Here is a 19,328-nt window from a genome sequence, read left to right as displayed (position 1 = left end):
GGCGCCGGTCAGGCCGGATGGCGCGCCATGCCCTGCGCGCTCCTGATGGAGCTTGAACACGGCCACCGCCTGCACGGATGCCTGATCTTCGCTTGTCGTGGCAACCGATCGAGCGTCGGCTTCGGGAGGAAGACATCGGCAAGACTGAGTGGCTCTTTTGTCCCTCGCGCAATGGCGTTGCGCGAGTAATGATTAGCCGGCCATCTTTTTTTAAGCAACTACTGCACGTGGGGCGACGACGGATTGCGTGTCACACGAATTTCCCGGTGATGCCGCCATCCACCACGAGCTCCGTGCCGGTGACATAGGCCGCCGCATCGGAGGCGAGGAAGGCGCAGGCGTGGGCCACGTCCCATGCGCTGCCCATGCGGCACATCGGCACTTGCGCGGCGCGCGCACGCCGCGCCTCGTCCAGGCTGGTGCCGGAGAACATCTTCGCCACCGTGGTGGCGATGCGCGGCGTGTCGATCAGCCCCGGCACCACGGTGTTGGCGCGCACGCCATGTGGCGCATATTGTTGCGCCAGCATGCGCGTGAACTGCGTCACGGCGGCCTTGGTCACGCTGTAGGCCAGGTGCGGGTAGCCCACGTAGCGCATGCCGGCCACCGACGAGATGGCGATGATGGCGCCGCGCCCGCGCGCCACCATGTCGGGCAGCACCTGCTGGCTGGCCAGCAGCAGGCTGCGCACGTTGACGGCATGGATGCGGTCCAGGTCGTCCGCGGTGGTGTCCATCGGGCCACCGGTCTTGCCAATGCCCACGTTGTGATGCAGCACGTCCACCATGCCGAAGCGCTCGCGCGCCGCGGCAAAGAGCCTCACCACTTCGGCCTCCACGGACACATCGCCCGTGAAGGTCTCGGCGATGCCGCCTTCGGCCCGGATCAGCGCCGTGGTTTCCTCGGCCGAGGCCGCGTCACGGTCCACCACGCAGACCTGCGCGCCCAGGCGCGCGTAGGTCACGCTGGCCGCGCGGCCGATGCTCCAGCCCGGCCCCGCCGAGCCCGCGCCGGCGACAAAAACCGTGCGGCCCGGAAGATCGAGCGGCAACGCCGGCGGGCGTGCCGCCGGCGCGCTGTCGCCTGGGTTCGATCGGTTCGTCATGTCACGCGCCCTCCCCCGGCTGGTGCCCGCCTTCGCCCACGTAAGGAATCGCGTGCTCGATGGTGTCCCAGATAAAGCGGCCCGAGGGGCTTTGCTGCTCCTCCACGATATGCGCCACCAGCCCGGCCGCGCGCGAAATCACGGCAAAGCCGCGCATCACGGCCGTGGGCACGCCCAGCTCACCGAGCAAGGCGGCCACGGCGCCGGTGGCGTTGATGGTAATGGGCCGGCCGGCCACGGCATCCACCGCGCTGGACAGGCGCTCCAGCGCACGGATCTTGTCGCCGGCCAGGTCGGGCTCGGCGCGGCCCATGTCCAGCAGCTTGTAGGCGCGCGGGTCCACCGGCTTGTGCAGGTGGTGGCCAAAGCCGGGCACATGGCTCTTGATGGACTTGTAGTGGCGCGCGATCTCCATGGCCTCGGCATCGGGGTCGGCGGCCGCTCCGATGCGATCGAGCAGCTGCGCGCAGTTCTCCATGGTGCCCACGAAGGAGCTGCCCACGGCCAGCAGGCCGGCGGATACGGCGCCCTGCAGGTTTTCGGGCGCGCTCATGTAGATCAGCCGCGTGGCGATGGCGCTGGGCGTGAGGCCGTGCTCCATCAGCACGATCAGCACCACGTCGGTGATGCGCAGGTCCACCGGGCGCGGCGCGCGGCCCAGGATCTGCATGAGCATGACCTCGGTGAAGGTCTTTTTGCCCATCAGGTCCTCGACCAGGTCCGCGTCGCGGTAATGCAGGCTGGTAAGGGTATGGGTGCAAAGGCGTGTGACGGGCTTGGAGGAAGCGGAGGAAGTCATGATGGGTTCGCAGTGGGTTCGTTGGCAGGGGGCGGGGCCGATGGGACCGAAGGGGCTTCGGGGGCGATGGCGCGTTCGCGCACGGCGGTCTTGAGCACCTTGCCCACGGCGGAGCGCGGTAGGCTCACATGGAAGTGGACGCGCTTGGGCGTTTGCACGGGGCCCAGGCGCTCGCGCACAAAGGCAATCAGCTCGCCTTCGGTGGCATGCTGGCCGGGGCGCAGTTGCACGGCGGCCTGCACCGCCTCGCCCCATTTTTCGTCGGGCACGCCGAACACCGTGCATTCGTGCACCGCCGGGTGCTGGCCCAGCGCGTTCTCCACATCCACCGGATAGACGTTGAAGCCGCCGGTGATGACCATGTCCTTGAGCCGGTCCTTGAGGTACAGGTAGCCGCGCTCATCGATCAGGCCGCGGTCGCCCGTGTGCAGCCAGCCGTCCACCAGCGTCTCGGCGGTTTTCTCCGGCAGGCGCCAGTAGCCGCTCATCACCAGGTCGCCGCGCGCCACCACCTCGCCGACCTCGCCCGGGGGCAGCAGGCGGCCGTCCGGGGCCATGATGGCCACGTCGCTGAACCAGGTGGGCAGGCCCACGGCGGCCCAGTTGCGCTCGTCCTCGAAATCCTCGGGGCGCATCACGGTCAGGCTCTGCGGCGCCTCGGTCTGCCCGTAGGTGGTGCCCAGCACGGGGCCGAAGAACGCACGCACCTCGCGGATCTTCTCCGGCGGCATCGGCGCGCCGCCGTAGATCAGGCGGCGCAGGCAGGGGAAGTCCGCGCGCGCGGCGCCGGGCAGCGCCATCAGCATGTAGACCAGCGTTGGCGGCATGAAGCACACGGTGCCGCCGCGCTCGCGAAACGCCGTGCGCACCGCCTCGGCGCCAGCCTCGGCCAGCACCACGTGGCAGCCGCCCTGCGCCAGGATGGGCAACAGGTAGGTCGACGTGCCATGCGTGATCGGCGCGGCCACGATGTAGCGCTCGTGCTCATCAAAGCCCCAGGCCTGGATCTGGTTGGAGACGTTGGTCATCCAGGCGCGGTACGGCTGCATCACGCCCTTGGGCGCACCGGTGGTGCCGCCGGTGAACTTGATCGCCTGCGTGGCATCCTGCGGCAGCGCAAAGGCCGGGCGCGATGCGCCGGCATGCTGCGCGATCAACGCGGCCACCGAGCTCTGCCCGGGCGGCGGCGAGCCGCAATGGATGCGCGCGCCGGCCGCGCCCTCCAGCAGGCCGGCGCAGGCCGTATCGAGCACCAGGATGGAGGGCTCGGTGGCGTCGATGATGCGGCGGATCTCCGGCCGGGTGCTCTTGGGGTTCAGCGGCACCCAGACCTTGCCGCAGGCCAGCACCGCCAAGAGCGCGACGATGTGCTCGGCGCTATTCTTCGCGCAAATGCCCACGCGGCTCTGCAGGGTGTTGTCGAGCGCATTGAGCGCCGTGGCCAGTGCGGCCACCTGGGCAGCCAGCGCGTCGTAGCGGATCGCGCCTTCGGGGGCGTCGATCGCAATGTTGCCGGGCCAGCGCGCCGCGGCGCGCCAGAAGAAATCGATCGGGTACATGGTAAGCAACGCTCCTTGTTTCTTATTCGGCCTTGGCGCCGGACTGTTTCACCACGTCGTGCCAGCGCTTGGTTTCCGCCACGATCAGGCGGCGCAATTGCTCTGGCGAGCCGGGCTCGGGGGTGGCTGCCAGATCCTGCAAGCGCTGGCGCACCTCGGGCGCGGCCAGCACCTTGTCGAGGGCCGAGTTCAGGCGCTCGATCACCGGCCGCGGCGTGCCGGCGGGCGCGGCCAGGCTGAACCACGATTGCACGTCAAAGCCGGGAAAGCCCGACTCGGCAACGGTCGGCACCTCGGGCAGCAGCGGCGAGCGCTGGGCGCTGGTGATGGCAATGGCGCGCAGCCGCCCCGCCTTCACGTGCGGCAGCGCCGAGGGCGTGTTGTCGAACATCGATTGGACCTGCCCGCCCAGCAGGTCGGTCACCGCCGGCGCGCTGCCCCGATACGGGATGTGCAGCATGTTCAGCCGGGCCTGCATCTTGAACATCTCGCCCGACAGGTGGATGGACGAGCCGCTGCCCGACGAGGCAAAGGTGATGCCGTCCGGCGACGCCTTGGCAAAGCGGATGTAGTCGGCCAGGGTCTTCACCGGCAGCTTGGGGTTCACCACCAGGATGTTAGGAATCCTGGCGATCAGCCCGATGGGCTCGAAGTCCTTTTGCGGGTCGTAGCCAAGCTTGTCGTACAGCGACGCGTTGATGGTGTTGGCGATGGTGTAGACGTAGAGCGTGTAGCCATCGGGCGCGGACTTGGCCACCACTTCGGCGCCCACGTTACTGTTGGCGCCCGCCCGGTTGTCCACCACCATCGGCTGGCCCAGCTGCTCGCCCAGCTTGAGCGCGATGAGGCGCGCGATCACGTCCGTGGCGCCGCCGGCGGCGTAGCCGACCACGAGCTTGATGGGCTTGGTAGGCCAGGCGGCAGGCTGGGCATGAAGCGGCAGCGCGAGGCCGCCCGCCAGGCCAAGGGCCGCCGCGAACGCCAGCAGGCGCCGGCGCGATGCATTGTGGAAGGTCATGGTTTGTCTCCTGTTTTGGCAGTGCGATGCCGTCGCTAGCCCCCTTCTGGCCGCGCTGCGGCATACTGCGGGTGGCTTCCATCGACCGAGAAATTCTTCCCCATGCCTGCCCGCTCCGCCAATCAAAACGTCCGCCTGCCGGACGTTTCTGCCAAAGGCAAGGCAACCCTCAGCGCCCTTCCCGATGCCGCCGATGCCGCCGATGCCGCCGATACCACCGATACCACCGAGGCCGCCGAAGACGGCGGCAGCCGCACGCTGCGGCGCGGCCTGCAATTGCTGGATGCGGTGCTGGCCAGCGGCCGCGAAGGCCTGCGCGTGGTCGACCTGTGCCGCATCGCGGCGCTGGAGCGCGCCACCGTCTACCGGCTGCTGGCGACCTTGATGGAAAGCGGCTATGTGGCGCAGCGCGGGCGCTTTCGCTACGTGGCGGGGCCGCGGCTGGCGGTGCTCGCGCAGCCGCACGCCACCGACGGCCTGGCGGCGCGGCTACAGCCAGTGCTGGCGCGCGTGAGCGCCGCCTGTGGGGATGCCGCCTTCGCCGTCGTGCGCGAAGGCGCGATCTCGCACTGCATCGCGCGCCATGTAGGGACGCATCCGGTGCAGATCCTCGTGATCCAGGTCGGTACTCGCCAGCCGCTCGGCGTCGGCGCCGCCGGGCTGGCCCTGCTGGCGGCGCTGCCGCAAGACGACGTGGCGCAATGCATCACCGCCAATGCCGCGGCGCTGGGCCACTATGGCGGCATGACGCCCGAGCGCATGAACATCCTGGTGCGCGCCACGCGCGAGCGCGGCTGGTCCGTGATCGGCAATCACGCCACCAGCGGTGTGCTGGCCGTGGGCATGGCGGTGCACAGCACGGACGGCGAACCGGTGGCGGGCATCAGCGTGGCCTCCACGCTGGCCCGCATGCCGCGCGAGCGGCAGCAACTGATTGCGCGGGCCATGCGGGAATCGCTGGCGGCGTTGTTGCCCAAGGGACTGTGAAAGCGATGGGTAGCCCCCCCTACCCCCAAGACACATCCCGAAACGCCTCCACCAGGAAATCGACCAGCCTGCGCACCTTGAGCGGCAACTGCTTGCGCGTCGGATACACAGCGTAGACGCCGATCTCGGTCGCACGGAACCCGGGCATCAGTTCAACCAGGTCCCCGCGCCGCAAGTCGTCCTGGAGCATGAAGCTCGGCTGCAGCATGATGCCGCCATGCGCCAGCGCAATGGCGCGGCACGTGTCGCCATTGTTGGAGTACACCCGGGCGCGGGTGCTCACGCTGACCTTGCCGTGCGGGCCATCGAACTGCCATTCGTCGCGCCCGGACCAGTTGGTGTAGGCCAGCACGCGGTGCTCGGCCAGTTCATGCGGATGGGTTGGCGCGCCGTGCTGCGCGAGATAGCCAGGCGACGCGCATAGCACCATGCGGGTTGCGACCAGTTTGCGGCTGATCAGTGCGGAGCTTGGCATGTCGCCAATGCGCACGGCAAGGTCGTAGCCTTCGTCGACCAGGTCCACCACGCGGTCATTGAGGGTGATGTCGAGATCAACCTGTGGATACGCCGCCAAGAACGCGCTCCAGAGCGGCGCGAGGTGCAGGATGCCAAACGTGAGCGGCACGTTGATGCGGATCAGCCCGCTAGGCTCCTGCGTGCGGGACGTGATCTCGGACTCGGCGTCGTCCAGCGCCGCCAGCACTTCGCGCGCGCGCTGGTAGAAAATGCGCCCCTCCTCGGTCAGCGACAGCCGGCGCGTGGTGCGCTGCAGCAGGCGCACGCCCAGGCGCTGTTCCAGCGCATCCACATGGCGCGAGACCGCGGCCTTGGACATGCGCAGGCCCTCGACCGCGCCGACAAAGCTGCCGGCGTCGACCACGGCGGTGAATACGGTCATTTCCAGTGCGCGGTCCACGGGGTTGTCTCGGCTCCGGCTTATTGTCTCGATAATCGGGACTATATATCACACGATTGGCAGTTTATTGCCGCCACATGAATCAATAGACTAGCAAGATTCCCTATGTCGTTGCACGCCGCGGGTTTTGCCGTGGCCTCCGGAGATTCCGAGATGTCTACCGCACTTCCCGTCCTGTTTGTCTCCCATGGCGCGCCCACCTTCGCCATCGAGCCGGGCCTGGCCGGCCCGCAGCTCACCGCGCTGGGCCGCGCGCTGCCGGTGCCCGAGGCGGTGCTGGTGGTCTCGCCCCACTGGGAAACGCGCGGCGGCGTACGCGCAACGGCAAGCACGCAGCCCGAGACCATCCACGATTTCGGCGGCTTCCCGCGTGCCCTGTACGAGATCCGCTACCCGGCGGCCGGGCATCCGGCATTGGCCGAGCGCACGGTGGCGCTGCTGGCGCAGGCCGGGTTCAACGCCGGGCTGGACCCGCAGCGCGGCCTGGATCACGGCGCCTGGGTGCCGGTCCGCCACCTGTATCCCGATGCGCAGGTGCCGGTGTTCCAGGTGTCGCTGCCGCAGCCGCTGGACCCGGCCGGCGCGCTGGCGCTGGGCCGTGCGCTGGCGCCGCTGCGCGAGCAGGGCGTGCTGATCGTCGCGTCCGGCAGCATGACGCACAACCTCCATGAATTCCGCGGCCATGGCGGCGGCGACGCCCCGTACGTGGCAGCATTCACGCAGTGGGTGCGCGAGGCGGTGCGCAGCGCCATGCGCACCGGCGACCCGCAGCCGCTGATCGATTACCGCCGGCTGGCCCCGCACGCGCAGCGCGCGCACCCGACCGACGAGCACTTCCTGCCGCTGCTGGTGGCCATCGGCGCGGCCGCGGCGGGCGAGCCGATGGCGGTGATCGACGGCGGCATCACCTACGGGATCTTGTCGATGGAATCCTATGTGCTTGGCCGATTCCGGCCGCTGGCCGCGCAGCCCGTTGCGGCCTGATCCCCTGATCCCCTGATCCCCTGCCTGATCCCTTGCTCACAGCCACGCGAGACGATATGAACACCACCCCCAATGAAATCGGCCCGCTGGCCGAAGACCCCGTGACCGGCCTGCGTTATCGCTTGCGGAAGGCGTCAGCGGCTGCGGCCGCAACGCCTGCCGCGCGGCTCCTGCTGCTGCACGGCGTAGGCAGCAACGAGACCAGCCTCGCGCCGGTGGCCACGCGTATCGACCCGCGCGTGGAAGTGGTGCTGGTGCAAGGCCCGCTCACCTTCGGGCCCGGCCAGCATGGTTTTTTCGAGGTCAGCTTCGCCGGTGGCACGCCCGCCATCAACGCAGCCCAGGCCGAGCGCAGCCGCCAGCAGCTGATTGCCTTCGTCCGTGCCCGCCATGCGCAGGATGGCGCCCTGCCCGCGCGCACGGTGATCGCCGGCTTCAGCCAGGGCGGCATCCTCAGCGCCAGCGTTGGCCTGAGCGCGCCAGCCGACGTGGCCGGCTTTGCGGTGCTGAGCGGGCGCATCCTGCCGGAGATCGAGCCGCACCTCGCCCCGCGCGAGGCGCTTGCCGGGATATCGGCCTTCATCGCGCACGGCGAACTCGACAACAAGCTGCCCGTCGCGTGGGCCGAACGCGCGGACCGGTGGCTGGACGCGCTGGGCGTGCCGCATCGGTCGCAGCGCTACCCGATCGGCCATGAACTGGATGCCGACGTGGTTGCCGATTTCCAGCAATGGCTCGCCGGCGTGCTTTTTCCTGTCTAATCCTTACCCTGCACAAAACCCAAAAAACCCGATACCCCGCCCCCTGATCGCATGTACAAGAAAGGCACCGCAGTAGAGATCCAGTTTTCCCCAAAGCGATTGAACGACGGCGCAGGCGATCCGTACTGGATCGACCTGACCACGGAAGAGGCGCAGGCGCTGCTTGCCCTGTTGCAGGCGCGCCTCGCGCCCGGCGACGCTACCGCGGCGCCGCTTGTCTTCAGCCTGGACGAGCCAGAACAAGAGAAGCCCGCCGCGCAGCCAGAAGCCCCCATCGCGGCAAAGACCGCATCCGCCGCCGACGACGCGTTCAAGCAATGGGTGTGCATCATCTGCGGCTGGGTCTATGACGAAGCCGCTGGCCTTCCAGAAGACGGCATCGCGCCCGGCACCCGCTGGGAAGATATCCCCGACGACTGGCGCTGCCCGCTGTGCGACGTGGGCAAGGAAGACTTTGCGATGGTGGAATTCTGATCGGCGCCAGGCAATCTGGTTGCGCGCGGTGCTCATTTCGCTGTCCGCCGAGGGCAAGCCGCTGTTCGAGAAGATCATGCGGATCGCCGCCATACGATTTGATATACACACAATTAATAACCAAATATTAATTGACATTAAATCAAATATCTAATTTCCGACACCAGGAAAGAAACAGGCGGAGAGGGAAATCGGCGGACGCGACGAGGCGAGGCGCAATGCGCTCTCACCGTCATCAAGCCCGAAGGACTGGAGAGATCAGGCTTTCTTGGCGCGGGGCTTGCGCGGCGTGGCGGCGCCACCGGCCACTGGAATGGCGGCAAGGCCTGCACCCCGTTTCCACGCCTCGATGCCGTCCAGCGTAATGCGCAGCCCTTCCTCGAACGCGATTTCCGAGCTCAGCCGGGAGAACGATTTGCTGACAAAGCGGGCACCGGGATATTGCAGCGGCGACACGGACTCCAGCTTGTTCTCGATGAAGGCCTGGTGGTAGGCCGGCAACTGGCGGGAAGCCTCCGCCATGCTGGCAGACACAAGGTATTGCGCCAGCAGGTGATAGCCAAGCGCGACTTCGTCCGCGTTGAATCCACCTTGCATGATGGCCGACGTCATGCGGTTGAAAAACTCCATCCCGTAATCAGTCTCCCCCGGCTGCACGTCCTGAAACAGGCGGAAGCGGTTGTGCGAGGCCACATAGATGCTCACGCCGGGGTTTTCGATCGCCACCTGGAAACTCAGCCGCGCGAAAGACTCGACATCGCGGCGCCAGTCCCCGGTGAGCGACGACAGCCGGCTCAATCGCTGCCGGTAGTAGTCATTGAGCACGCCGGAAACCAGCTGATCCCGCCCGCCCAGGTAATAGTGGATAAGCCCTGGCGCCACGCCGAAATCCTTGGCCAGCTGGACCATGGAGATCTGGTCCAGCGGCATGGTCTTCGTTAATTCAATGGCGCGCTGCAGGATGGCGACACGGCTCAGCGTCGCCTGCGCGCCGATCGGCGAGTCCGTCTTGGGCGGACGGCCACGGCGGCGCGGCACGGCGGGAAGGGGTTCGGCTACGGTGGCGGTCTTCTTGGCGGCTGGCATAGGTCAGTGGCGAATCGGCACAGGTGGCGCGGCTTGATAATTGCGCCCGTGCTAATTCTACCTGTCCACGGGCCGGGTCCGGTCCCGACCCGTGCTCAGGCGCCAGCTGCGGCCGGCGTCACGGCCGACAGTTCGCCCGCGCGCCGGTACCGGCCAAGGGAAAGCGTCAGCGCGGCGGCCAGCAACAGCATGCAGGACAGCGCCAGCAGCGGCGCATCGTAGCTACCGTGGCGGTCAAACCATGCGCCAAGCCCGATCGGGCCCAGCACCGCGCCAAAGCCATAGCCGGAAAACGCGATGCCGAACAACGCGCCAAAGGAACGCAAGCCGAAGTACGAGCGTACCAGGTACGAGATCAGGTCGCCTTCCGCGCCGATGGTGAGGCCAATCAGCGTGGTGGCGAGCAGCAACGCTTGGTAGTCATGCGCCGAGCGCAGCAGGAAGATGCCCAGCGCGCCACCGCCGAAGAATACGCAGGCGACGAATGGCGCGTGGATCCGGTCGATCAATACGCCGGTCAGGATGCGCCCGATCAGCAGGCCGATGCCCACCATCGAGGCGCTGCGCGCTGCCTCCGCCGGGCCGAAGCCGCGGTCGGCAAACATGGCAGGCAGATGCGGCCCGAGCGACAGCGTAGCGGAGGACCCCAGCACGAACACCGCCCAGATGGCCCACAGGCGATAGCTGCGCAGCGCCTCGGCAAACGGCACGCCGTCAACCACCTGGCCGCGCGCGGCGCCCTGCGTCTTTTCCGCCGCCTTGCGTTCACGCAACAGCGAGCACGCCAGCAAGGACAAGACGATCGACCCGGCGCCCAGCACCACATAGGCAGTGCGCCAGCCATAGCCGGTCACCAGATACTGCGCGGTGGCGGGCATCAACACGGTGCCGGCCCCCAGGCCGCACATGGCAACGCCAAGCGCCAGCCCAAGACGGCGGTCGAACCACTGCGGCAGCACGGCGAGATAGCCGAGCACCGACGTGGCCGCGCCGAACACACCTACCACCACGGACAGGCTGACCCACATGGCCTTGCTGCCGTCCTGCAGCGCCATGCACGCCGTGGCGATGCCGAAGACCACCGCGGACACCGTGATCACGCGCCGGATGCCGTAGCGGTCCATCATGGTCCCGACCAGCGGGCTCACCACCGCCAGCCCGAACATCGAGGCCGCGTAGGACAGCGACGCCTCGGAGCGGCCCCAGCCGAACTCGGCGGCCAGCGGGCGCACGAACACGCCGGCGGTGGCATTGAACAGTGGCGCATAGCCGGCCAGCATGCCAAGCGCCGCACCCAGCACTACCGCGATGTAAGGCCAACGTCCGATCCGGGACGCGGCTCCTTGGGTTTCTTGCATCATGTCGTCTCCTCGGGCACTAGCGGCCCCTACACCAGTCCGGTCTTGCTGCCGAGATACGCGCCGGCACCCGGCGCCACCGCTTCGAGGCCCAGGCGCCGCATCATCTGCCGCGCCGTGCACACGGCCGTAGAGGTGACGGGCACGCCCAGCGCCAGTTGCGCACGCTCAATCGCCGCGAACGACGGCATCTGCACGCAGGCGGACAGCACCACCGTGTCCACGCCGGCGGTGTCCAGGCGCTTCACGTCCTCCAGCAATTGCAGCGGATCGCGCGCGCCGACCTCCAGGTTGTCGAGGATCGAGAAGTTGATCGCATCCTTGACCTCGATGCCTTCGCTTTCGATGTACTCGACCACGGTGCGCGTCAGCGCATCGCTGTAGGGCGCCATCAGCGCGATGCGCCTGGCGCCGAAGTCCTTCAGCTCCTCGACCAGCGCGCCGGCCGAGGTCATGATCGCGGGCCGGTAAGGTGCATCGGCGATGGCCGCGTTAAGGTCTTCAATCACTTGCCGGTGGTAGCCCTTGCCCATGCACATCGTGGCCACCAGGCACGCGGTGCTCATCACATCGACGCGTGCATCGGCAAGCTCCAGCGCGCAGCGGCCCATGTCGCGGTTCATGCGCTCCAGCTCTTGCGCCACCACGCGGTGCATGCGCACGCGGCTGGAATGAAAGGAGAAACGCTGCGGCAGTTGCTGCATGCGCCCGGCAAAGATGGCGGGCACTTCGCGCTCCATCGTGATGTTGGAGCTGGGGACGATCTGGCCAATTCGGTAGTTCATCTTGGGTTCGCTTGTTCGCTTGTTCGCTTGTTCTCATTCAACCTGGGACTCCGCGGCCGGCTTGCGCAGGAACGTGCCTAGCGTGGCGCGCAGGGAATCCGGGATCGGCGTGCCCACGCGCTCGTCCAGCCGCACGCAGATCGGGGAAAACACCGCATCGAACACCGGCGCCCCGTCGGGGCGCCTGGCGATGCAGCGGATGTCATAGGAGCGCGTACGGATGGCTTCGACAAAGCACTCGATATCGATCACGTCGTGCGGCCACAGCGTGCCGATGAACGCGAAGCGCATCGCCTTGCACGGCGTGCCCACGCCGTGCGCGTCGCCCAGCCGCCCCGCTGCGCCGGCCATGTGGTCGGCAAACAGGCCGACCGCGCCCAGCAGGTAGTCGGTGAAGCGGCCCGTGTACACCACGCCGGCGGGATCGCAATCGCCCCAGCGCACGGTACGGCGGACCACGAACGGCTGCTCGCTCAGCACGTATTCGGTGGCGCGCATCATGGCTGCGGCGCGGTGAGATCGGTGACGCCCGCGGCCGCCAGCTCGGCGATCAGGGTGGGATACTGTTCGCGCAGCCGGTTCACATCCACGCGGCCCGTGCGGGTCATGAAGCGATAGACGAACTCATGCGGCGTCGCCAGGTCCATCCATTCGCGGATTCGCTCGTACCAGTTGTACGAAGCCTCCGAGGCACGGATGAGCTTGGCCTTTTGCGGGCGGCGCACATCGTCGTAGCATTGCAGCGCTGCCGGCACGTCGCCAGGGAAAGCGACAATGGCCTCGGCCAGCGCAATCGCGTCTTCCATGGCGATCCGGGTGCCCGAGCCAATCGAGAAGTGCGCGCTGGTCAGCGCATCCCCGATCAGCACCTGGTTGCCGACGTGCCAGGTCTGGTTGATCACGACCGGGAACTGGCGCCAGTTCGAGTTGTTGGAGACCAGCTTGTCACCCCCCAGCTCCGTGCCGAACACCGTCTCGAACAGAGCCTGGCGTGCCTCGTTGGACATCGCATCCATACCGAAATCCTGCCAGGTCCGGTGGTCGCACTCAGCCACGAACGTGCTCATGGAGTCCGAGTACGGGTAGTAGTGCGCGACAAAATAGCCGCCCTTGTACCGCCGGAATACCAGGGCCGGATTGGGGAACGCCTTCTCCACGCCGTACCAGGCAAAGTGGTTGGTCAGGTTGCGGCGCGTGGTGCCGAAGCCCTCCTCGTTGGACGCCCGCAGCAGCGAGTTGACGCCATCGGCACCCACGACCAGATCGGCTTCGATGGTCGAAAAGTCGCTGACGCGCTTGTTGCAAGTCACGCGCACGCCGAGTTCGCGGGCACGCGCCTGCAGCACCGACAGCAGTTGGATGCGAGGAATCGCGCCGCCGCCCGCGCCGGGGCGCTTCATGGTGATCGGCGCCTCGTGGCTCACGATGGTGTGCCGGTCGCTGAAGCGCATCGCCTTGGCGAGTTCGTCGACCACCACCGGGGATGCAGCGCGCAGGTTGGACAGCCCGGTGTCGGCGAGCACCACGCCGAAGCCGAAGGTGGCGTTCTCCGGGTTTTGCTCGTAGATGTCGATCTCCACCGATGCCAGCCGCTCCTTGAGCAGGATGGAGAGAAAGAGCCCGGAGGGGCCGCCCCCGATGATGGCGACCCTCATTGCGGCGTTCGTTGCGGCGTTCATTGCGCCTGCTCCGGGGAAATCACCAGCGCATCCATATCGAACTGGACGATGCGCCCGACCAGCCCCCCAGTCAGCGCGCCGTACCAGACTGCCGGCTTGAAGCCCAGCGCCTTGCGCTGAAAGCGGATCTGTGGATTGCCGTCGATGCGCACATAGCCGTTTTTCAGCGCGGTGGTGGCATAGCCTTCGGTAGTGCGCGCCACGCTGATCAGCGCGGCAAACTCCGGCACGTCCAGCACATAGACCGATGCCTTGACAGCCGGCTCCGGTGCCGTGCCGATCCGCGCGGCCTTGCGTTGCCAGACCGGCTCGATGGACGTGAACGCCGTGGCGGCATCCGCCGCCTTCTCCAGCTGCATGGCGGCTTCGATGGTCAACGTCGCGTCAAGCGCATCGGCTTCGCTGAAGGGGCGCAGTTGCCAGGTGATCTCGATCGGATAGCCGTTGGGATCGTTGAAGTAGATCGACTCGATGACCTCGTGGCGGATCTGGTAGCGCACCGGAATGCCGACCGCTTCCACGCGCTGGCGCCATTCCAGCAGTTCCGCCTCGTCGCGCACGCGCCAGGCGGTGTGCGTGGCGCGATCCTGGTAGTGCTCGCGCACCGCCAGCCAGTCCGGCCGCTCGGTGCCGATGTAGTAAAAGAAGGCAATGGTGCTGCTGTTGCCGCTATCGAAGAAGAAGTGCAGGAAATCCGCGTGGTTGTCCGGGCCCCAGCCCTTGGCCGAGATGGCGTGGACCAGCGGCAGGCCAAGCAGGTCGCGGTAGAAATGCACGGTCTGGGCCAGCTTCCAGGTGGGACGCGCGGTATGATGCACGCCATGCAACTGCACGGACGGCACGCCGATAAGGTGTTTCGCTTCGGTCATTTCACTTCCCTTCGGTTACGGTGTTGCCGGCCGTCTCGGCCTCGAGCAACTGGATGATCTGCTGGCGCAACAGCACCTTGCTGAGCTTGCCGGATGCGGTCAGCGGGAACTCTCGGATGACTTCCAGCCGCTCTGGCCACTTGAACTTGGCCAGGCCGGCTTCCTGCAGGTATTGGGTCAGTCGCGCCAGCGTGAGGTCGCTTGCGGGGGGCTTGGGTATGACGAAGGCGCACACGCGCTCGCCATAGACGCGGTCGGGCATGCCCACTACAGCGCAGGCCAACACGCCCGGGTGCAGGTTGATGACGTTCTCCAGCTCCTCGGCATTGATCTTCTCGCCGCCGCGATCCACCACATCCTTGATGCGCCCGAAGAAGAAGTAGTACCGTTTGCCGTCCACCACGCGCGACGTCATCAGGTCGCCGGAGCGGTAGAAGCCGTCCGCGGTGAAGCGCGTCACGTCCTCTTTCTCGGATTTGTAGTAACCGCGGATGGTGTAAGGCCCGCGGAACAGGGCCTCGCCGGGTTCGCCGTCGGCCACGGGATCCTCCGTGCCCGGTGACACGAGCTTGACCTCGTCATGCGCGGACACCGGGCTGCCGACGGCGGTGTCGCGGATCTCCTGCGGGTCATCCTTGCGGGCGAACATGATCACGCCTTCGGTCATGCCGAAGATATGGTGCGTGGGCGAGCCCGTCAGGCGGGTCAGGCCCGCGGCGTTCTTCGGCGCGATGAAATTCCTGCGCGCCCGCGCGCTGGCATCCGACTGCGCCAGTTCCGGCGCAATGCGCGTGAGGATCGGCCCGGCCACGCCGAACCAGGTAGGCTGGTAGTCGCGCACCAGGCCGCGCAGGCTTTCCTCGCCAAGATCCGGCGTGACCGTCAATGTGGCGCCAGTGAGCAGGAACGGGCCGAAGAAGCATCCCATGTTGAGGTTGTGCATGTACGGCGTGGGGAAGAACAGCACGTCGTCCTTCGTGTAGCCATTGCACGCCGCCACCGCGCGCATGTTGTAGAGGTACTCGCTCTGGAAGCGCGGGATGATTTTCGGCACGCCGGTGGTGCCGCCGGAGAGCTGGAATACGGCGGCCTGGAAGGGATCCAGCTTCACGCCCGCCAGGATCTCGCGCGCGCGGGCCAGCGGCATCTCTTCGATCAGGTCGGCTAGCAGCACCGCGCTGCCGCGACGCTCGCCGCGCGCTTGCAGGATGATGGAAAAGCTCGGCACTTCGGCCTGCATTTCCTGCGCGAAGGCCACGTCGTCGAACTTCGCGTCGTCGCCCTGCACGACATGCAGGCGGGCTTCGCAGAGGTTGCCGAGGTAGCCGATTTCCAGCTTGCGGAACGCCTGAAGCGAGCAAAGCGGAATGATGCCCGCCTTCAGGCACCCCAGGAACGCCAGCAGCAGCTCGTTGCTGTTGCCGCACTGGAACACCGCGCGATCCAGGGGCCGCAAGCCCAGCGCCAGCAGCGCGGCGCCAAGGCGCTCGGTCTTCTCGTCCAGGTCGCGGTAGGTCAGCCGGCCTTCCGGGCCCACCAGCGCGAGCCGGTCCGCATGGGTTGCAAACGACGCGCGCAAGGCCCCGGTCAGTGTTTCTTGCGTCAGCACGCCGTCGGCAACATAGCGCCGTAGCCGGTCTTCGTCGGGGTACCTGACTCCCTCCAGCAGTTCCGGGGGCCGTACCGATTGGGATTGCATCATGTCTGTCTACCCTTGCTTGTCTGTTTTCCGTCAGCGCGCCACATTGGCCTGCGGCGCGCGGGATGACTTTCCTTACACCATCAGCTCGCGCAGCCACTCCACGATGTGCGCCCCGGCGATACGCTGGCCCGGCTCCTCGTCGCGGCTCAGTGCCATGCCATGGTGATTGCCGCGCACGCGGATGTGACGCTTTTCCGTGCTGCCGATCTGCGCGTAGATGGACTCGATATCGGCGGGGAACGTGCACTGGTCTCCGGTGTATTCCAGCAGCAGCGTGGGCTGGTGCACCGCGCCAATGGTCTTGTCCAGCGACGCGTTGGAAGTCAGGCCCGACCAGGTCGACAGCCAGGACTCCGGTGTCACCACGCGTGCAAAGCCAACGCTGCCCCAGTTGGAAACAAAGGGGTCCTTGCCCCACAGCGTGCCCGTCTGGCGGTCCGACGGGTCCAGGGTAATGTCCCAGGAGCGCAGGTCAGCGTCCGTGCGCCAGACGTGGAAGATGGGCGCATGCGCGGCCACACGCCGGTCAAGCTCGCTGCCGGCGCCCGCCTTGATGCGCTGGCGGGCGGCCTGCTTGCGCAGCAGCAATTGCCTCGCATGCTCGTCGATCCGCTTCACCCGCTCTTGCTGCGCGGCGCTGTAGCGCGCGACGAAGTCCGGTGCGTAGCTGCCACGTCCACTGGCGGCGTCGAAGCCGTTCGCCGCGCAGAACGGATCGAGCGACGCATCGGTTTGCATCGGGTCGTTCTCGTCGACAACGGAGGGATCGAGCCCGGTCATCAGCAGCTTGCCCTGCCCGGGATGGGGAGAGATCAGGATCAGGGCGTCAACCGTGGGCATCTGCAACTCGGCCAGGTTGGTCGGGCGGCCGCCCGGGGTCCGCGCGATGCGCTGCGCGGCCGGCGCGAGCGCCTGCTGGTTGTAGAGGGTGTACAGCGAAGCACCGCCGGAATTGCCCAGCAGCACGATGCGCGCAAAACCCAGCTCGCGCAGGTGCGTCATGCCTGCCGCCACGTCGAACAACGCGATCTCATGCTCCAGCCGCAGGTCGTTGCCGATCGACCGCGGGCCCTGCACCCAGCAGGCGCAGCCGGCGTCGAGAATGAACGGCACGAGATAGTGCGTGATCGCCATCTCGCGGGGGTGCATGATGGAGACGACAGTCTTTTCCTTGCCAGTCGCCGTGAAGAGAAAGCCGAGCGTGCGCTGGCCGTCCGCGGTCCCCAGCGCATAGGGGACCATCTGGTATGGGCGCGTCATCAGTCGTGCATCCCACGACGCGCCACGCATGCCCGCAGTTACCTGTACCTTGTTCTGCTCCGCCACTGCGTCTCCTTTGATTAAATGTGACCATCTCAATAATTTAGGCACTATTTGAGTGACTGTCAATTAATGGTTAACCTTGCCCGCCACAACGCAGCCGCCACGCGCCATGCGCAAAAAAGCGGCTGCACCGCCATATCGACGGGCAGCCGTGAAGTGCCGGCGTTAGCCGCACAGGAAAGTGCCGGATGTGCCCGGTGACAAGCGCGCCAGGCGCCGCCGCTCAAAAGCTGTGCCGCAGGCCCACCACCGTGCCAAGCTGGTTGGCGCCAGGGACGATCGAGCCGTCGTAACCGTTGGCGCTGAGCGCAGAGCCGCCGCTGTTCTTTGTGTAGGAGGCCGTCAGGTAGGCATCGGTACGTTTGGAGAACCGGTAGTCGACCGACAGCACAAAGGAGACCGGGTCCTTGGCCGAGGTGCGGTCATTGGTCTTGTACACGGCGCCGGTCAGCGCAACGGCCGGCGTCAGGTTCCAGTTCACGCCGGTCCACATCAGGTCCGTGCGCGGCATCGACGCCAGCAACTGGCTCGCCAGCCTGCGGTAGCCCACATAGACGCTGAACGCCTTCAGATCCACCGCGGCCGTCCCGACATAGCGCCGCTCGGTCTTGCCGGCCGTCGCCGCGCTGTTGCCGTTGAGCTGGTCATAAACGCCGCCCACGCGAAAGCGGCCGGACTGGTAGGTGAATCCGGCGCTCATGTCGCGCCCCGCGCGGCTGTTGCCCGGTACCTCCGAGCCGTTGGCCACCGTGGAGTCCACCCCGAAGCTATACAGCGCCGCTACGGTCAGCCCGCCAAACTTGCCGGTGTACTTGGCCGCGTTGTCCACGCGCCCCGCCAGCCAGCTGTCGTGGCTGAACGACGAGTACTTCGGCGCGAAGAACATGGGGTCGAACGAGATGATCAGGTCAAACATCAGGTTGTGATGCCGGCCCAGCGTGAACTGGCCATACGTGCTGCTGTCGAGGCCGACATAGGCCCTGCGTCCAAAGATCCGGCCGCCCTGCGAGGACGCTCCGGTATCGAGCACCATGCCGCCTTCCAGCACAAAGACACCCTGCAGGCCGCCACCGAGATCCTCCACGCCGCGCATGCCCCAGCGGCTGCCGGCAATGTTGCCGGAGGTCATGCGCAGCAGGTTGTCCCCCTGCTTTGCCGCGTTCGGCACCCGGTTCAGGTATTCGACGCCCGCGTCCACCACGCCATACATCGTGACGGACGACTGGGCGTGCGCCTGCCCGTGGGTCAGTGCCGCGAGCGTGCCCGCGGCCATGGCCAGTGCTTTCTTCATTGCTCCTCCTTGATCAGGTCTGGTCTGCGAGCTGCGATCGGCTCGCTGGTTATCGTGCCGTCGCCTGACGGGCAGCTTCGACAACGGATGCCCACCCAATCAATTGATATACACTCAATAAATATTATTGTTTTTTGATTGCATATCAAATAATGGTTTTCCCGATGCCGGGACACCTCGGGCCAGACGCACCTCAAGTCCCCTGCGAACCCGCGTCTTCTTGCTCGAACGCCCGCTTTGCCAGGCGCCGCAGGCATACTCGCCATGTGGGTTAGCGCACGTGCGCGCGCCGGGCACTGGCTCAAGCTCAGCGCGTCAGCCGTGCCGGCGTTGCCGGCCTTGATCGAGGACAGACGCCATGACCCTGTACCTGCTCGCGCTTTTTATCGGCATCGTGGCTGGCCTGCGCGCCATGACGGCACCTGCCGCCGTCAGCTGGGCGGTCCAGGCGGGCTTGCTCGACCTGTCGGGCAGCTGGCTTGCCTTCATGGGCTATCGGTTCACGCCCTGGGTGTTCAGCGTGCTGGCAGCGGTGGAGCTCATCACCGACAAGCTGCCCGGCACGCCCAGCCGCAAGGTGCCGCAACAGTTCGGCGCGCGCATTCTCTCGGGGGCGCTGTGCGGGGCCACGA

At 66.9% G+C, this 19,328-nt stretch carries 18 protein-coding genes and 1 pseudogene; 5 read left to right on the top strand and 14 right to left on the bottom strand.

Features of this window, described 5'->3' with window-relative positions; translation table 11 throughout:
- Positions 1–250: 250 nt before the first annotated feature.
- The 4 genes from AC1RWI_RS25835 to AC1RWI_RS25820 are packed head-to-tail and all read right to left on the bottom strand — an operon-like array spanning position 251 to position 4,481.
- Positions 251–1,105 (bottom strand): SDR family NAD(P)-dependent oxidoreductase, encoded by an 855-nt coding sequence (locus tag AC1RWI_RS25835; RefSeq protein ID WP_492869648.1) that lies wholly within the window; start codon positions 1,103–1,105, stop codon positions 251–253.
- Between the two features lies 1 nt (position 1,106).
- On the bottom strand, positions 1,107–1,904 hold the full coding sequence (locus AC1RWI_RS25830) for a citryl-CoA lyase (protein WP_043346008.1): 798 nt from the start codon (positions 1,902–1,904) through the stop codon (positions 1,107–1,109).
- Positions 1,901–3,463, bottom strand: coding sequence for a class I adenylate-forming enzyme family protein (locus tag AC1RWI_RS25825; protein ID WP_492869646.1), 1,563 nt, complete (start codon positions 3,461–3,463; stop codon positions 1,901–1,903). The genes AC1RWI_RS25830 and AC1RWI_RS25825 overlap by 4 nt, the downstream gene beginning before the upstream one ends.
- A 22-nt stretch (positions 3,464–3,485) precedes the next feature.
- Positions 3,486–4,481, bottom strand: a complete 996-nt coding sequence (locus tag AC1RWI_RS25820; protein ID WP_492869644.1) for a tripartite tricarboxylate transporter substrate binding protein — start codon at positions 4,479–4,481, stop codon at positions 3,486–3,488.
- A 102-nt stretch (positions 4,482–4,583) separates the two neighbouring features.
- Here AC1RWI_RS25820 and AC1RWI_RS25815 point away from each other — a divergent pair, with 102 nt between their 5' ends.
- Positions 4,584–5,468: an IclR family transcriptional regulator gene (locus AC1RWI_RS25815; protein WP_492869642.1), complete on the top strand. Its 885-nt coding sequence runs from the start codon at positions 4,584–4,586 to the stop codon at positions 5,466–5,468.
- 19 nt (positions 5,469–5,487) lie between these two features.
- Here the strand turns inward: AC1RWI_RS25815 and AC1RWI_RS25810 are convergent, their stop codons facing one another.
- Positions 5,488–6,384: a LysR family transcriptional regulator gene (locus AC1RWI_RS25810; RefSeq protein ID WP_492869640.1), complete on the bottom strand. Its 897-nt coding sequence runs from the start codon at positions 6,382–6,384 to the stop codon at positions 5,488–5,490.
- Positions 6,385–6,537: 153 nt separating this feature from the next.
- Here AC1RWI_RS25810 and AC1RWI_RS25805 point away from each other — a divergent pair, with 153 nt between their 5' ends.
- Genes AC1RWI_RS25805 through AC1RWI_RS25795 form a run of 3 tightly spaced genes read left to right on the top strand, consistent with a single transcriptional unit; the run spans position 6,538 to position 8,603 of the window.
- On the top strand, positions 6,538–7,368 hold the full coding sequence (locus AC1RWI_RS25805; protein WP_492869638.1) for a dioxygenase family protein: 831 nt from the start codon (positions 6,538–6,540) through the stop codon (positions 7,366–7,368).
- A gap of 56 nt (positions 7,369–7,424) precedes the next feature.
- The gene (locus tag AC1RWI_RS25800; RefSeq protein ID WP_043345998.1) at positions 7,425–8,129 is read left to right on the top strand and encodes an alpha/beta hydrolase; all 705 of its coding nucleotides are present in this window, start codon (positions 7,425–7,427) and stop codon (positions 8,127–8,129) included.
- A 51-nt stretch (positions 8,130–8,180) separates the two neighbouring features.
- A complete protein-coding gene (locus AC1RWI_RS25795; RefSeq protein ID WP_082054841.1) occupies positions 8,181–8,603 on the top strand; it encodes a rubredoxin in 423 nt (140 codons plus the stop codon).
- A gap of 258 nt (positions 8,604–8,861) precedes the next feature.
- On the opposite strand, the gene AC1RWI_RS25790 is transcribed toward AC1RWI_RS25795, so the two are convergent.
- The 9 genes from AC1RWI_RS25790 to AC1RWI_RS25750 all read right to left on the bottom strand — a co-directional run bounded on the left by AC1RWI_RS25790 (position 8,862) and on the right by AC1RWI_RS25750 (position 18,696).
- Positions 8,862–9,689, bottom strand: a complete 828-nt coding sequence (locus AC1RWI_RS25790; RefSeq protein WP_492869635.1) for a TetR/AcrR family transcriptional regulator — start codon at positions 9,687–9,689, stop codon at positions 8,862–8,864.
- Positions 9,690–9,784: 95 nt separating this feature from the next.
- A complete protein-coding gene (locus AC1RWI_RS25785; RefSeq protein WP_492869689.1) occupies positions 9,785–11,047 on the bottom strand; it encodes an MFS transporter in 1,263 nt (420 codons plus the stop codon).
- A 29-nt stretch (positions 11,048–11,076) separates the two neighbouring features.
- Positions 11,077–11,832 (bottom strand): maleate cis-trans isomerase family protein, encoded by a 756-nt coding sequence (locus AC1RWI_RS25780; protein WP_492869633.1) that lies wholly within the window; start codon positions 11,830–11,832, stop codon positions 11,077–11,079.
- A gap of 33 nt (positions 11,833–11,865) precedes the next feature.
- On the bottom strand, positions 11,866–12,333 hold the full coding sequence (locus AC1RWI_RS25775; RefSeq protein ID WP_492869631.1) for a thioesterase family protein: 468 nt from the start codon (positions 12,331–12,333) through the stop codon (positions 11,866–11,868).
- On the bottom strand, positions 12,330–13,487 hold the full coding sequence (locus AC1RWI_RS25770) for an FAD-dependent monooxygenase (protein WP_492869687.1): 1,158 nt from the start codon (positions 13,485–13,487) through the stop codon (positions 12,330–12,332). The genes AC1RWI_RS25775 and AC1RWI_RS25770 overlap by 4 nt, the downstream gene beginning before the upstream one ends.
- Before the next feature lie 20 nt (positions 13,488–13,507).
- Positions 13,508–14,380 (bottom strand): VOC family protein, encoded by an 873-nt coding sequence (locus AC1RWI_RS25765; RefSeq protein WP_492869629.1) that lies wholly within the window; start codon positions 14,378–14,380, stop codon positions 13,508–13,510.
- A gap of 1 nt (position 14,381) precedes the next feature.
- Complete coding sequence (locus tag AC1RWI_RS25760) at positions 14,382–16,082, bottom strand: AMP-binding protein (protein WP_492869627.1); 1,701 nt, start codon at positions 16,080–16,082, stop codon at positions 14,382–14,384.
- A gap of 72 nt (positions 16,083–16,154) precedes the next feature.
- Positions 16,155–17,342 (bottom strand): alpha/beta fold hydrolase, encoded by a 1,188-nt coding sequence (locus tag AC1RWI_RS25755; RefSeq protein WP_492869685.1) that lies wholly within the window; start codon positions 17,340–17,342, stop codon positions 16,155–16,157.
- A gap of 286 nt (positions 17,343–17,628) precedes the next feature.
- Positions 17,629–18,696, bottom strand: coding sequence for a porin (locus tag AC1RWI_RS25750; RefSeq protein ID WP_492869625.1), 1,068 nt, complete (start codon positions 18,694–18,696; stop codon positions 17,629–17,631).
- A 358-nt stretch (positions 18,697–19,054) separates the two neighbouring features.
- Between AC1RWI_RS25750 and AC1RWI_RS25745 the strand changes: the two are divergent.
- Positions 19,055–19,328 (top strand): annotated as a pseudogene (locus AC1RWI_RS25745) (DUF4126 domain-containing protein); the annotation flags it as partial.

The organism is Cupriavidus sp. MPR-AND1C (assembly GCF_058809705.1).
This window is presented reverse-complemented; position numbering and strand designations above follow the sequence as displayed.

Coding starts and splice junctions, on each gene's coding strand:
- AC1RWI_RS25835 (WP_492869648.1), bottom strand. CDS start 1,105: ATGACGAACCGATCGAACCCAGGCGACAGCGCGCCGGCGGCACGCCCG.
- AC1RWI_RS25830 (WP_043346008.1), bottom strand. CDS start 1,904: ATGACTTCCTCCGCTTCCTCCAAGCCCGTCACACGCCTTTGCACCCAT.
- AC1RWI_RS25825 (WP_492869646.1), bottom strand. CDS start 3,463: ATGTACCCGATCGATTTCTTCTGGCGCGCCGCGGCGCGCTGGCCCGGC.
- AC1RWI_RS25820 (WP_492869644.1), bottom strand. CDS start 4,481: ATGACCTTCCACAATGCATCGCGCCGGCGCCTGCTGGCGTTCGCGGCG.
- AC1RWI_RS25815 (WP_492869642.1), top strand. CDS start 4,584: ATGCCTGCCCGCTCCGCCAATCAAAACGTCCGCCTGCCGGACGTTTCT.
- AC1RWI_RS25805 (WP_492869638.1), top strand. CDS start 6,538: ATGTCTACCGCACTTCCCGTCCTGTTTGTCTCCCATGGCGCGCCCACC.
- AC1RWI_RS25800 (WP_043345998.1), top strand. CDS start 7,425: ATGAACACCACCCCCAATGAAATCGGCCCGCTGGCCGAAGACCCCGTG.
- AC1RWI_RS25795 (WP_082054841.1), top strand. CDS start 8,181: ATGTACAAGAAAGGCACCGCAGTAGAGATCCAGTTTTCCCCAAAGCGA.
- AC1RWI_RS25790 (WP_492869635.1), bottom strand. CDS start 9,689: ATGCCAGCCGCCAAGAAGACCGCCACCGTAGCCGAACCCCTTCCCGCC.
- AC1RWI_RS25785 (WP_492869689.1), bottom strand. CDS start 11,047: ATGCAAGAAACCCAAGGAGCCGCGTCCCGGATCGGACGTTGGCCTTAC.
- AC1RWI_RS25780 (WP_492869633.1), bottom strand. CDS start 11,832: ATGAACTACCGAATTGGCCAGATCGTCCCCAGCTCCAACATCACGATG.
- AC1RWI_RS25775 (WP_492869631.1), bottom strand. CDS start 12,333: ATGATGCGCGCCACCGAATACGTGCTGAGCGAGCAGCCGTTCGTGGTC.
- AC1RWI_RS25770 (WP_492869687.1), bottom strand. CDS start 13,487: ATGAGGGTCGCCATCATCGGGGGCGGCCCCTCCGGGCTCTTTCTCTCC.
- AC1RWI_RS25765 (WP_492869629.1), bottom strand. CDS start 14,380: ATGACCGAAGCGAAACACCTTATCGGCGTGCCGTCCGTGCAGTTGCAT.
- AC1RWI_RS25760 (WP_492869627.1), bottom strand. CDS start 16,082: ATGATGCAATCCCAATCGGTACGGCCCCCGGAACTGCTGGAGGGAGTC.
- AC1RWI_RS25755 (WP_492869685.1), bottom strand. CDS start 17,342: ATGACGCGCCCATACCAGATGGTCCCCTATGCGCTGGGGACCGCGGAC.
- AC1RWI_RS25750 (WP_492869625.1), bottom strand. CDS start 18,696: ATGAAGAAAGCACTGGCCATGGCCGCGGGCACGCTCGCGGCACTGACC.